Origin of the sequence: Yersinia kristensenii, from assembly GCF_900460525.1 — a bacterium.
GTDB classification, from domain to species: domain Bacteria; phylum Pseudomonadota; class Gammaproteobacteria; order Enterobacterales; family Enterobacteriaceae; genus Yersinia; species Yersinia kristensenii.
The window spans coordinates 2,055,289-2,067,814 of sequence record NZ_UHIY01000001.1 but is presented as its reverse complement, the minus strand read 5'-3'; the positions used below and the strand labels follow the sequence as shown (position 1 = coordinate 2,067,814).

Here is a 12,526-nt window from a genome sequence, read left to right as displayed (position 1 = left end):
ATGAGCCTATAGGATCCTCTTTATTTCCCATATTAGGCAAAAATGCAGATGGTATATACCCTAAATAATTAGAGTTGCAGGAAAGCGGTAAATAGAGGCGAGCCTCGTGGACGGGCCGAGTAACGAATCTAGCTAATGCAGCACATACGGCTTGAAGTATGGCGGGGATATTTGCTCAGCTCCCTACCTTGGGCCATATCAAACTCTGGTAACCTAAAATCATTTATGACAATATACATAACATATATGTTTCGTATAGGTGTTGTATGGGAATTGTTAAAATCTCCGATTTGATGCATGAGAATCTTCGCATTGCCAGTAATGCCATGAGCCGGTCAATAAACGCACAGGCCGAGCATTGGCTCAAAATGGGTATGCTTGCCGAGCTTTATCCTCAGTTGAGCCATCACGAGCTTGCTCGCGCGCTGGTTCAGGTGGAATTACAGGGTGGAGCGGACATTGCCAGAATCATCCAGAGTGAATCCCATATGCTTAATAAAGAAGAGAATGCGCAATGACAGCAGTAAAAATCCACTCACCAGCAGAAATTGAAATGGCGCGTGCCGCTGGCCAAACCGCCGCAAAAGTGCTGGAAATGATCACACCCTATGTCCTTGCCGGGGTCACAACGGATGAGATTGACCGGTTGTGCCACGATTACATCGTTAACGAACTGAAAGTTATCCCTGCCAATATTGGCTATCACGGCTATACGCACACAGTTTGTACCTCGGTGAATCATGTGGTCTGCCACGGAATTCCTTCCGATAAAAAACTCAAAAATGGCGATATCGTGAATATTGATGTCGCCATTATTAAAGATGGTTGGTATGGCGACACCAGTAGAATGTACTTTGTCGGTGAGCCTTCTGTAAGAGCTAAACGACTGGTAGATATTACTTATTTGTCGATGGTGGCAGGAATTAAGGTGGTACGTCCAGGAGCAACACTCGGCGATATCGGGGCAGCGATTCAACAGGTGGCGGAGGGTGCTGGTTTTTCCGTCGTAAGGGAATATTGTGGTCACGGTGTGGGTCAGGAATATCATACTGCGCCACAAATTCTGCACTACGGGACACCAGGTGTGGGCATGCCGCTTAAAGCAGGGATGATTTTTACCATCGAGCCAATGATTAATACTGGTAAAGCGGCCACTAGCGTACTTGCTGATGGTTGGACGGTGGTCACCAAAGACCGCTCCCTTTCAGCCCAATGGGAACACACCATTGCGGTAACAGAAACCGGCTACGACCTGCTGACGCCATGGCCAGAGGGCACCGGAGAATACGCCGCAATTTAATAATCATCTTATTCGTAGCGGACAACCTATTCGTGGCAGACAACTGAGCCACGAATAAGGGAAAAGTCGCCGCTCAGTGCCTTAGCGGTAATAAACCGCGATATGCTGATCTTGCACTTTTTCGATCTTGATTTTTATATCAAAAATTTCTTCGAGGATATCCGGCTGCATTATTTCTTCAGGTGCTCCACGATAGATAACCTCGCCATCTTTCATGGCAATAATATGGTCGGAATACGCAGAAGCGAAGTTAATATCATGAATAACCAATATGATGGTTTTATTTAATTCATCTGCTGCGCGCCGCAATTGCTTCATCATCGCGACACAATGCTTCATATCCAGATTATTTAATGGCTCATCCAGCAAGATATATTTCGTATCCTGACACAACACCATGGCAACATAAGCGCGTTGCCGTTGCCCGCCTGACAATTCATCAAGATAGCGGTCTTTCAGCGGAACCAAATTGAGAAACTCCATCGCCGCATCAATATGTTGGCGATCATTTTCATTAAGCCGCCCTTTCGAATAAGGGTAACGGCCAAATCCAACCAAATCCGCAACTGTCAGTCGGCTGGTAAAATGATTTTCCTGCCGTAATACAGAGAGAATAGTCGCCAGCTTATCGCCAGAGGTTTTGGCAACATCCAGCCCATTAAACTGAACATGCCCGAGATCAGGTGTCAGTAAACGGCTCATAATCGACAATAACGTCGACTTACCCGCGCCATTTGGCCCAATGATTGATGTTATACCACCAGAAGGAATGCTCTCATTTATATTATTGAGTACCGTTGTATTCTGGTATTTTTTATTAATATCAGTTAGTTCAATCACACCGGAGCCTTTTTTATTAAAAGATAAATAAACAGCGCGCCACCTACAAATTCAATGACCACGGAAAGCGTTCCCGACATGTTCAATAAACGTTCGAGGATTAATTGCCCACCGACCAGCGTAATAACCCCTAGCAGAAAGACCCCCGGCAGCAAATATTGATGCCGGAATGAACCCACCAGTGGATAAGCCAGATTAGCGATAAGCAAACCTAAAAAGGTTAATGGCCCAACCAGCGCCGTCGATATAGCCACCAGCAATGAGACCAGCAGCAAAATAACAGTGATTCTTTTCTGGTAGGCTACGCCCAGATTAATCGCAGTATTTCTACCCAACGCAATAATATCGAGAGAATGGCGCATACGCCAAATGGCAATCGCCACGATAATAATTATCCCAGTAGAAAGGGCAATAATTTCCGGCGCAGCTCGCGTGAAGGTGGCGAAGACCCTACCCTGCAAAATCGCAAACTCTCCTGGTGAGAGCAGGCGCTGCATCAAGCTGGATAAACTGCGGAACAAGGTGCCACAAACCAACCCGACCAATAATACCTTGTGAAGGTTGATCCCAACGCCGGTCAGCAACCAGCGATACAGAAATACCGAGAACAGCAGTAACAAAGCCGACTCACAAAGGAATTTTCCTGTTATTCCTAATACCCTGAATCCATTAGCATCGACAAAAAAGATCAACATCGTTTGGATCAGAATAAACAAAGCCTCAAGCCCCATGACTGACGGCGTCAAAATACGATTATTAGTCACTGTTTGGAATAACACGGTAGCAATACCGGCGGCAAATGCGACCAATATCATGGTGGCTAAAATAAGACCGCGATGCACCAAGACATACTGGATATTGCCCCTAAGATTAATTGTCATGAAAATGATAATCGCGACAAGGGCGATAACACTCAATAACAATAATCGCTTTGAGGGTGAGCTCAATGTTTTGCTGCTCTCTTGGGAAAGAGAGCCTGATGAAGAATACTCATTAACCTGCATGACGTTTTGTCCTAACAATTAATAATAGGAAAACGAGTGCGCCAATTGCGCCCAGAATAACGCTGGCAGGTATTTCAAACGGATAACTAACTAACCGACCAATAATGTCACATAGAACCACCAAGCCACCGCCACACAACGCCACCCAAGGGATGGTTCGGCGCAAGTTATCGCCCATAGCCATACTGACAATATTGGGAACAATTAACCCGAGGAAAGGTAGCACGCCAATCACCACCACCACTACGCCACTGACAATGGCAATAATGGACATTCCCATCAGCATAACCCGTTGATAATTCAAGCCGACATTGACGGAGAAATCCCGCCCCATTCCGGCGACAGTAAAACGGTCGGCTATCAAGCAGGCAATCAACGTCAATGCGCCCACGATCCACAGCAGTTCATAACGGCCCTGTAGCACTCCTGAGAAATCACCTGATTCCCAACTGCCCAATGATTGCAGCAGATCAAACTCCATTGCCAGGAAGGTCGTCACTGCGCTAAATACCGCCCCCAGCATGATACCGGTCAACGGCACCATCAGCGCCGATTTCATTCTCATTCGTGCCAGCAACAGCATAAACAGTGCTGTCCCACCCATAGCAAATACAGTGGCAACCAACATCTTAACCATGACCGGAGCCGCGGGACTAAACACCATGACTAATAATAATCCGAGACTGGCCGACTGGGTGGTACCTGCAATCGAAGGTTCGACAAATCGGTTCTGAGTAAGCATCTGCATAATAAGGCCAGCAACACTCATAGCACTGCCCGCCAAAACTAATGCTAGCGTTCTCGGCACACGACTTATCAAAAAAATATCGCGCATGTCAGGGTCTGACCAGACTTCAGCCAATGTGACATTCCCAACACCAATAAACAGACTGCATGTCATTAGGCCCAGTAAAATAACCAGGCCAGCAATAAAGCTAAGATTTTTCATCAGTGAGAATTACTGCGCAGAGGCTTGTTTATCCAGCACTGAACTGATTTTATCCATCAGTTGCATATAACTCTGCACACCACCGGCAATATAGAGCGAAGCTGAATCAAGATAAATCACATGATTATTTTGCCATGCTTTGGTTTTATGAATCAGCGGGTTATCCAGAACCTGTTGTGCCGATTGGTTTTCAGTACGGCCAATCGCATTATCGCGGTCAAGGACAAACAGCCATTCAGGGTTGGCATCAAGAATAAATTCGGAGGTGACCACATTGCCATGATTACCGGCTTCAGTGAAGCTGGCCGCTGGTGTGAATCCTAACTCGTCAAAAATAAAACCAAAACGCGAGCCCGGTGTATAAGCAGACATTTTTCCACCACTGACCATCACCAACATGGCAGATCCGGCGTTAGCTGATTTCTGTTTAATAGCATTAATCTGAGAGGTAAATTTACCCAACAGAGTTTTCGCTTCTTCTTCTTTACCAAAGATAGAGGCTAATTGCTCCGTACGCTGAGTCAGACTTTGGGTAAAATTCTTAGGATCGATATCCAATGAGATGGTCGGGGCAAGAGCGCTAAGTTTGTCATAGGCATCTTGAGCACGGCCACCCGCAATAATTAGGTCAGGTTTAGCTTGGCTAAGAGCTTCATAATCCGGTTCAAATAATGTTCCCGCATTCAGATATTCTGCACCAGTGTATTTGGATAAAAAGGCCGGAAGATGGGTGCTGGTCTGGGGTACACCAGCCACTTTGATATTCAGGGCATCGGCAATATCCAATGTAGAGGGGTTCAATATGATGACTTTTTGCGGATTAAGCGGAACCTGAGTGGTGCCCTGTGCATGTTCGATACTGATTTTTGCTGTTTCTTCAGGGGCCGTAGAGGAATTATCACACCCGGTAAGCACCGCAGTAAGTGCCAGTAATGATGAAAATAAAGCTAAACGTAATCGCATTTTCTCTCCTGAAAAGTAGGAATGTGGATATCCTTGATTGGGAACGCCAATGATTTGCATTACTAATATCAGGATAATACCGATATATGACAGGGATTAACAGAAGAGAAAGCCCGCGAAGGCGGGCTGGGAAGGAAAATGAGACTTAACGACTAAAACCAATATTGTCATCAATGACGGCATTGGGGCCAATAGGCACTCTGCCTGGTTTACCCAGTTGCAATTTATTGAACACAATTTTGTCCCGCCATACTTTACGCAGAAAATCTTCAAACACCTGAATAGTCAGTTGCTCACCAGGGCAGCGGCGATAACTGAAGCCAAAAGGCGCAAATCCTGCATAGTCACATACGGGTTTTGCTTTGCCGTCGACCACACCAAATACCGTACCAAAACCGCTGTTCGTCACCGCGACATTGCGACCATCTTTTACCGCCAACGAGGTGATATCAAACGGGCAACGAGCAAGACCAATTTGCTGACATTTCTCTTCGGTTATTTCAGCGCTAGTGGGCACCTTAAGATAGCGATCGGGAGAGAACTCGTCAGGATCTTTCCAGTGAACGGGGCTAAAACTGGTGCTGGTGTGTGGTGTGCTGATATAGCTATGGCGTTCAAAAGGCAGACCAAATCGTTTGTGAGGCGACTCCCCATAAGCGGAGGTTCGCGCATCTTCAACCGCAGAAATACTGCCGCCATTCGGTGAGATAGTGCGGAATAACTCCATAACAAATAATTCTAACGGTGTGTAAGGCGCACCATTGGCATTATCGAAATCACCGCTCATGGTCTTTTTAAATGCTTCGCGTACTGTTGGGTCACCTTCATTTTCACTCAACCGCGACATAATACCGAATAGAGTATTGCCCCATTGGCTGAAAGCTACAAAGTTATGGAAGCATTCAAACACGATATCTTTCTTACTGAAATTTTCACCATTACCGGCATTTTTCAACCAATACCACACCATGGTTTTTTCTGGGTTAGCCGTCCGCCCGTTATTAATGTCGTCAACACGTTCATCAATCCATTGTTTGAGGAAATCGAGTTGTTTGCGTACTGTCATGTAGTTTTCATAAACAATCGGCTGTAATGGATCACGGTAGGCTAATACCGTATTGAACGACTCACCAATCTCTCGGACTTGTTTCGGAATGGCATCACCTTTAACCCCTAAATGTAGATCCCAATAAATATCAAAATAATAATCTAAATAGTGGCGCATAAAGGGTTTATTGGCGAACTGGGGCTCCATTAATTGATCAAAAAATGCCACCACTTTATCCCCATACATCGGGCGGTACAGATCCGTTGTCACAGCCGTGAAATAAATACGTTTGCGAAGATTATGTTCTCCGCGTTCCTCTAAACCTTGCAGAAAAACAGTCACTCCTTCAGAGGGCGTAGGTTTCCAGTCTTTATAAATTAAGCCCCAAAGATCATAAGGTAAGGCATTCTCTTTGGTAAAATTCAGATCGATCATCGGTAACATCGGCCTTTCACCCTCATAAAAACTAGTCAGGAAGAAAGGAACGACGGCATTTTCTACATAAGCTCTATCAAAATTAGCGGGAATAGTTTCACGAAAGCGTGCCAGCGCTGCTGCTATTTTATCGGGCAATGCATGCTCTCCTGTTGCTGCATTACCTGCTGCTGCCACGGCTCCAGCGGTGGATGTCCCTGCAGCTAAACCTAACGCCGCAGCTCCTTTCAAGAATGTACGTCTTTCCATATCTGCACTCCTCACATTGAAAATAACACAGGCCAGTTATTGGTTTTTTTAATAAAATATAAACGACGTTAATATATTTATATTCCACCACTGAATATAGCGACCTAAATCACATTTGCATTATTTCTGAGTCACAGTTTTGGCTGAGATCTTTCTTATTATTTATCATTCCAAACCAATAAAAATGCAAGATTAATCTTGTATTGAAACCAATAAAAAATGCTAACCACATAAGAATATTAATTAAAAACAATCTCATGTTAAATACTTAACCTTAAGTAAGAATCATAAATTTAAATTTCTTTTTTTTGAATTAAAAATCTGTATTTAATCAATTATTCAACACTTTTAGTTATCATTATTTAAATAATACTATATCCCACTAAAACTATGTGGTTAATCGGCGTTAAACTCGTTTTTTACCAAAACTGGCGTAGGGTCATCCTGATAGTTTGAGATTCAGGCTGCTGTGAGGGTTTAGCAACAACACGTTCGTAATTCATAATAATATCACCTCCGCTCCATGCCCTTATGCCTATTCCCGTGCCTAATCTCAAGGTATTGGCCGCATTATCCTGAGCAATATTATCAATATGGGTTTCACCACCAACATTGTAATAACTGTCAAGAGATAGCCATATTTCAGGTGTAATATTACGGCTGGCATGACCTTCAATAACAACTAATGGGTCTTGGCCTAGCTTAGAGGCACCCACGACTTGGTAGTTATCATTAGTGGTAAATACCGTCGTGGTGATATAGGTCTCAAGCCACGTCCAGCCTTGGTCTGGCGTGTAACTATAATTCATTGTTGGCGAGAAAACCCAGCGGTTTGAACTCGGGTTAAGAGCAGAGTGAGCATCATATTCACCCAATGGAGTTCCAAGATAAAAATGAAAACTGGAGAATGTCTCAGGAATAAAAGACCGAAATTGTTCGCGGCCCAATGCCGGGCCGCCAAATAAATTTATCTGCCACAACATGCCAATATCAGAGATTCCTCGAGTAGAAGCACGAAAGTCACCGGAATGGGTTTCAACATAACGGTAAGGGAGCACCAAAGAAAGGCCGCCCGTCCTCCCCCAGTAATCCATCGTCCGGGTAAGCATAAAAGATTGAGATAATACATTTGCCCTAACATCAGAGGTAATATCCATACCATCTTCGGGTGTCACCGATGATGAATAACCTGCATTGTAAAATCCAAGCCACGCATCAATAGGTGCATTCAGATAATCACGAGCAGACCCACAAAACGCGGTAATGGGGAAAAAAGCCGCGGTAAGATAAACTAATGGGTATAATTTGGGATCAATATACATGATTGCTATTCTCACTTAATCAAGGAGACACTCAGCTATTTATACTCTCGGTTAAATACTAATTTCCAGATAATTCTAATCACAACAATCACAATAAAAGTGTTTAAACGTTATTTTTAATATATCCAGACAATAAATCTATCCATTTAAAACGATAAAACGCGGGCCACCTCTTTGGTATTATTATATTTAACGAGAAAAAACTCGATTATCTAGATATAACGATCGGACTGAAGTTCGGCAATTTCTACGTCAATATCTATCCTGTTCAGTGTGATGAAACCCGGCCAGAACAAGAGAGACAAGGGTTATTGAATGTCCAACTTAAGATACTTACCGATGTGTTTGTTCATTATTCTACTGTGAAAAACAAACCAATTGTTGCTTTGTGTAGCGCCATTTGAGTAAAGATATATCTGTTTTTTATTCTTGCCTTGCAGCTAGCTTTGCTGCGCTCACCCGCAAAAAACGTGCAAATATCGAACAGATATATGACAATTTTGTGAACAATCACTGAAGTAAGAATAATTAATTTGACCTATCTACGCGGGTAGATACACTAAAAGGACGAGTTAAGATTAATGTTATCTAATGTTTTCTCGTCAAACTCAGATTCGCTTGTTTGACCCCGGCGACTGAGTAAAAGGCCAATAAACACGCATTGACGCGTGAACATGATGCTTCAACACCAGGGGAACCTTTTTAATGACTTCACTAAATAGCTCGGCGGCAGACAATGCTCCATCAGAGAGCATGGCTGCAGAAGAGCGCTTGGCTACGCCTGAGGGTCGCAAAGACTTTTGGCGCGCAAGCTTTTCTTGCTGGCTCGGTACCGCCATGGAGTATGCAGACTTTGCACTTTATGGTTTAGCGGCTGGCATAATATTTGGTGATGTCTTCTTCCCTGAAGCAACACCTGCAATCGCGTTATTATCCAGCTTTGCCACCTACTCTGTCGGTTTTATTGCCCGCCCTATTGGCGCGCTGCTGTTCGGTAGATTAGGGGATCGCAAGGGCCGGAAAGTGGTTATGATTACTACCATCACCTTGATGGGTGCCTCCACCACCCTGATTGGTCTAATCCCAAGCTATGCTTCTATCGGCTTGTGGGCTCCGGCCTGTCTGGCCTTCTTGCGCTTTATGCAAGGGTTGGGAGCCGGTGCCGAACTGTCTGGTGGTGCGGTGATGTTGGGGGAGTATGCCCCCGCCAAAAGACGCGGTTTGGTCTCGTCTATTATTGCATTAGGTTCTAACAGCGGTACGCTGCTGGCGGCACTCGTGTGGTTGCTGGTCTTGCAAATGGACAAGCAAACTCTGCTCGATTGGGGCTGGCGTATTCCATTCCTGTCCAGCATTTTAATCGCCGGTGCTGCGCTGTTTATTCGTCGCCACATGCGCGAAACCCCGGTGTTTGAACGCCAAAAACTGGTATTGGAACAACAGCGCCAACAAGCATTGGCGCAGGGGCGTGAACACACGGCTGAAGTGGATAACCGCACTTTCTGGCAGCGCAGTAAATCATTTTGGATCATGGTGGGCTTGCGTATTGGCGAGAATGGCCCGTCTTATCTGGCTCAGGGCTTCATGATCGGTTATGTGGCCAAAGTGCTGATGGTGGATAAATCAGTGCCAACTATGGCGGTGTTCATTGCGTCCTGTCTGGGCTTCCTGATTATTCCACTGGCGGGCTATCTGTCAGACCGCTTTGGCCGCCGTATTACCTACCGCTGGTTCTGTCTGTTATTGATTATCTATGCTTTCCCGGCATTTATGCTGCTGGAAACCCGCGAGCCTATTATCGTGATGGGGACTATCATTGTGGGTATGGGTTTAGCATCACTGGGTATCTTCGGGGTGCAAGCCGCGTGGGGAGTGGAGCTGTTTGGTGTGACTAACCGCTATACCAAGATGGCCGTCGCCAAAGAATTAGGCTCTATTCTGTCCGGCGGGACTGCGCCATTGATAGCAGCGGCCATGTTGACATTCACTGGCCACTGGTGGCCAATTGCGCTGTACTTCGCCGTAATGGCCGGGATAGGGTTCGTCACCACGTTCTTTGCCCCAGAAACGCGCGGGCGTGATCTCAACTTGCCAGAAGATGCGATTTAACCTGGCGAAATAGATTTCGGGGTTACTGACAGGACTTATTTATCACAAGGTGAGTGAGGGGATTACCGCACCCAGGGGCACTCTGGCGATTGGCATCGCTACGGCCCCAACGGCACGTTTCCCCTTCATTTGACTTTGCCAGCAGCCTGATTCCCGATATTGTATTAAGTAAATGAAAGGGTTGTATGGCATCTGTATTCAGATTAAGTAGGTAAATTTGGTTAACCCGCAGTCTCGTCGTATTACACGTTCTGATGTCGCACGCGAAGCAGGTACTTCTGTGGCGGTAGTCAGTTACGTCATCAATAATGGGCCGCGGCCAGTTGCCCCAGCCACCAAACAGCGTGTGCTTGATGCCATTCAAGAAACCGGTTACCGCCCCAATGAGATAGCCCGTTCATTAGCTCGCGGCACCACTCAAACCTATGGTCTGATTGTTCCTAATATTTCTAACCCTTTTATTTCTTCCATGGCCCATGCCCTGCAACGTGAAGCCTTTGCCAATGGGCAAGTGTTATTATTGGGAGATGCGGGCGATGACCGGCAGCGCGAACGCGAACTTATCAATAATCTGCTACATCGTCAGGTTGATGGTTTGTTGTATACCAGTGTTGACCGCCATCCCTATATCGAATTAATTCAAGCTACTGGCACCCCCTTTGTCATGCTCGACCGCGTCGATGCTGCACAACAAATCTGTGCCATTCGTGTGGATGAACGCGCTGCCGCGTTTCAAGCAACTCAGCATTTGATTGAACATGGTCATAGCGATATCGCCATTATTTGCGGTCCACTGGATATGCTCAATACTCAAGATAGGTTGAATGGCTGGCGCGATGCATTGCAACAAGCGGGGCTAAGGGTGCGCAATGAGTGGATTTTCCCGACCACATACACCCGCCCTGGGGGTTATCAGGCCGCACAGCAGATGTTGAAAGGGCCATTGCCGCAGGCGTTATTCACAACTAACGAATTACAGGCGTTTGGCTGTTTGCGGGCCATGTCCGAGCATAATCTGACCGCCCCGAAAGATCTGGCGCTTATCTGTTTTAACGGCACCATTGAGTCTGAATATAACGTGCCTTCCTTAACAACCGTGCGCCAGCCGTTGGATATCATGGCGAAAACCGCTATCGAGATGCTAAAAAACTGGAGCGGTGAGCCGACGATTCGCGAGTTTGATTTTTCGCTGCAAATCGGTGAATCCTGTGGTTGTTCCCGTCTCCAAAGAAATTGGCATTGCAGCTAACCCTCCAACAGCTTCAAGTACGAAGGGTATGAAGCTAAAGAAATTGCTTTCCCATTATAAAAAGATAAAAAATATGCGTTTAATTATTGATTGTGACCCAGGAAATGGCGTACCCGGCGCCAATGTCGATGATGGTTTAGCCTTAGCGCTGGCCATCGCCGCCCCAGAAATAGCGTTAGAATTAGTGACTATCGTGGCGGGAAATACCCCAAGCGAAGTCGGATTTTCTGTTGCCCATGATTTAATGACCCGTTTGGGATTGAATATCCCCATCATGCGGGGCGCGTCACAAGCGCTGGTAGAGCCTGCTGCACTGTGGCGCGACAAGCTGGATAATGGCGCGGCCAGAAATGGATTAACCGCACTTTGGCACCAAACGCCCCGGCCCCCCATGGTGGCCTCCAATGCGCCCTTAGCGGCCCATGCCATCGGCGAATTAATTTGCAATAACCCCGGTGAAATAACCTTGGTGGCTATCGGCCCACTGACAAATATCGCCCATGCCATGCAACTTTACCCACAAATGGCGTCATCGGTGGCAGAAATTGCTATCATGGGAGGTGTGTTTAATGTCGATGGCTACCTTAAAGACACCAATTTTGGTATCGATCCCGAAGCCGCGCATGTGGTACTGACCAGCGGTGCTAACATTACACTGGCGCCTTTGGATGTCACCACGCAGACCCAAATGCTGCATCAGGATTTAGATAGAATTGCACAAATTGACTCTGTACTCAGCCGTTATCTGGTGGAGACTTTGCGCCCGTGGATAAGCTACTCGATGCAAACACGGCAACTACCGGGTTGCTGGGTTCATGATGCCCTGGTCGTTGCTTGGTTGCTGGATAAAAGTATCGTGACCACCGCCAGTGATTATGTCGATGTCGCGCTGGAGGGGGTGCTGACCCGCGGGATGACTTTGCGTTTTAGCCCAGAGAATCTGCGTTTGAATGTCGGTATTCCGGCACCGCAGGGAACACCCGTAAAAATTCTGCAATCCGTTGATAATAAAAAGCTCTTGGATACCATTTACCAATCATTGAGCAATTTCACCTAAT

At 46.1% G+C, this 12,526-nt stretch carries 11 protein-coding genes; 5 read left to right on the top strand and 6 right to left on the bottom strand.

Going from position 1 to position 12,526, the window contains the following annotated elements:
* The first annotated feature begins 266 nt into the window (after positions 1-266).
* Together DX162_RS09460 and map are read left to right on the top strand one after the other, a co-directional pair.
* Positions 267-518 carry a ParD-like family protein gene (locus DX162_RS09460; protein ID WP_004392200.1) on the top strand — a complete coding sequence of 84 codons (252 nt, stop codon included), beginning with the start codon at positions 267-269 and terminating at the stop codon, positions 516-518.
* Positions 515-1,300 (top strand): type I methionyl aminopeptidase, encoded by a 786-nt coding sequence (map, locus tag DX162_RS09455; protein ID WP_032820683.1) that lies wholly within the window; start codon positions 515-517, stop codon positions 1,298-1,300. Before DX162_RS09460 ends, map begins: the two co-directional genes overlap by 4 nt.
* A gap of 81 nt (positions 1,301-1,381) precedes the next feature.
* Here the strand turns inward: map and DX162_RS09450 are convergent, their stop codons facing one another.
* The 6 genes from DX162_RS09450 to DX162_RS09425 form a co-directional block, all read right to left on the bottom strand.
* Positions 1,382-2,140: an iron ABC transporter ATP-binding protein gene (locus DX162_RS09450; protein ID WP_032820684.1), complete on the bottom strand. Its 759-nt coding sequence runs from the start codon at positions 2,138-2,140 to the stop codon at positions 1,382-1,384.
* Entirely contained in the window at positions 2,137-3,144 is a 1,008-nt protein-coding gene (locus DX162_RS09445) for an iron chelate uptake ABC transporter family permease subunit (protein WP_032820685.1), read from the bottom strand. The genes DX162_RS09450 and DX162_RS09445 overlap by 4 nt, the downstream gene beginning before the upstream one ends.
* Complete coding sequence (locus tag DX162_RS09440) at positions 3,134-4,093, bottom strand: ABC transporter permease (RefSeq protein ID WP_004392204.1); 960 nt, start codon at positions 4,091-4,093, stop codon at positions 3,134-3,136. Before DX162_RS09440 ends, DX162_RS09445 begins: the two co-directional genes overlap by 11 nt.
* A gap of 9 nt (positions 4,094-4,102) precedes the next feature.
* Positions 4,103-5,056 (bottom strand): siderophore ABC transporter substrate-binding protein, encoded by a 954-nt coding sequence (locus DX162_RS09435; protein ID WP_032820686.1) that lies wholly within the window; start codon positions 5,054-5,056, stop codon positions 4,103-4,105.
* 145 nt (positions 5,057-5,201) lie between these two features.
* Complete coding sequence (locus DX162_RS09430) at positions 5,202-6,788, bottom strand: cytochrome P450 family protein (protein WP_115155856.1); 1,587 nt, start codon at positions 6,786-6,788, stop codon at positions 5,202-5,204.
* Between the two features lie 419 nt (positions 6,789-7,207).
* Complete coding sequence (locus DX162_RS09425; RefSeq protein WP_004392208.1) at positions 7,208-8,110, bottom strand: transporter; 903 nt, start codon at positions 8,108-8,110, stop codon at positions 7,208-7,210.
* Positions 8,111-8,815: 705 nt separating this feature from the next.
* Between DX162_RS09425 and DX162_RS09415 the strand changes: the two genes are divergently transcribed.
* The 3 genes from DX162_RS09415 to DX162_RS09405 all read left to right on the top strand — a co-directional run bounded on the left by DX162_RS09415 (position 8,816) and on the right by DX162_RS09405 (position 12,525).
* Positions 8,816-10,219: an MFS transporter gene (locus DX162_RS09415; RefSeq protein ID WP_032820688.1), complete on the top strand. Its 1,404-nt coding sequence runs from the start codon at positions 8,816-8,818 to the stop codon at positions 10,217-10,219.
* A gap of 241 nt (positions 10,220-10,460) precedes the next feature.
* Positions 10,461-11,468 (top strand): LacI family DNA-binding transcriptional regulator, encoded by a 1,008-nt coding sequence (locus tag DX162_RS09410; protein WP_071777679.1) that lies wholly within the window; start codon positions 10,461-10,463, stop codon positions 11,466-11,468.
* 73 nt (positions 11,469-11,541) lie between these two features.
* On the top strand, positions 11,542-12,525 hold the full coding sequence (locus DX162_RS09405; RefSeq protein ID WP_032820690.1) for a nucleoside hydrolase: 984 nt from the start codon (positions 11,542-11,544) through the stop codon (positions 12,523-12,525).
* The last annotated feature ends 1 nt before the right edge of the window (position 12,526 follow it).

Coding starts and splice junctions, on each gene's coding strand:
- DX162_RS09460 (WP_004392200.1), top strand. CDS start 267: ATGGGAATTGTTAAAATCTCCGATTTGATGCATGAGAATCTTCGCATT.
- map (WP_032820683.1), top strand. CDS start 515: ATGACAGCAGTAAAAATCCACTCACCAGCAGAAATTGAAATGGCGCGT.
- DX162_RS09445 (WP_032820685.1), bottom strand. CDS start 3,144: ATGCAGGTTAATGAGTATTCTTCATCAGGCTCTCTTTCCCAAGAGAGC.
- DX162_RS09440 (WP_004392204.1), bottom strand. CDS start 4,093: ATGAAAAATCTTAGCTTTATTGCTGGCCTGGTTATTTTACTGGGCCTA.
- DX162_RS09435 (WP_032820686.1), bottom strand. CDS start 5,056: ATGCGATTACGTTTAGCTTTATTTTCATCATTACTGGCACTTACTGCG.
- DX162_RS09430 (WP_115155856.1), bottom strand. CDS start 6,788: ATGGAAAGACGTACATTCTTGAAAGGAGCTGCGGCGTTAGGTTTAGCT.
- DX162_RS09425 (WP_004392208.1), bottom strand. CDS start 8,110: ATGTATATTGATCCCAAATTATACCCATTAGTTTATCTTACCGCGGCT.
- DX162_RS09415 (WP_032820688.1), top strand. CDS start 8,816: ATGACTTCACTAAATAGCTCGGCGGCAGACAATGCTCCATCAGAGAGC.
- DX162_RS09405 (WP_032820690.1), top strand. CDS start 11,542: ATGCGTTTAATTATTGATTGTGACCCAGGAAATGGCGTACCCGGCGCC.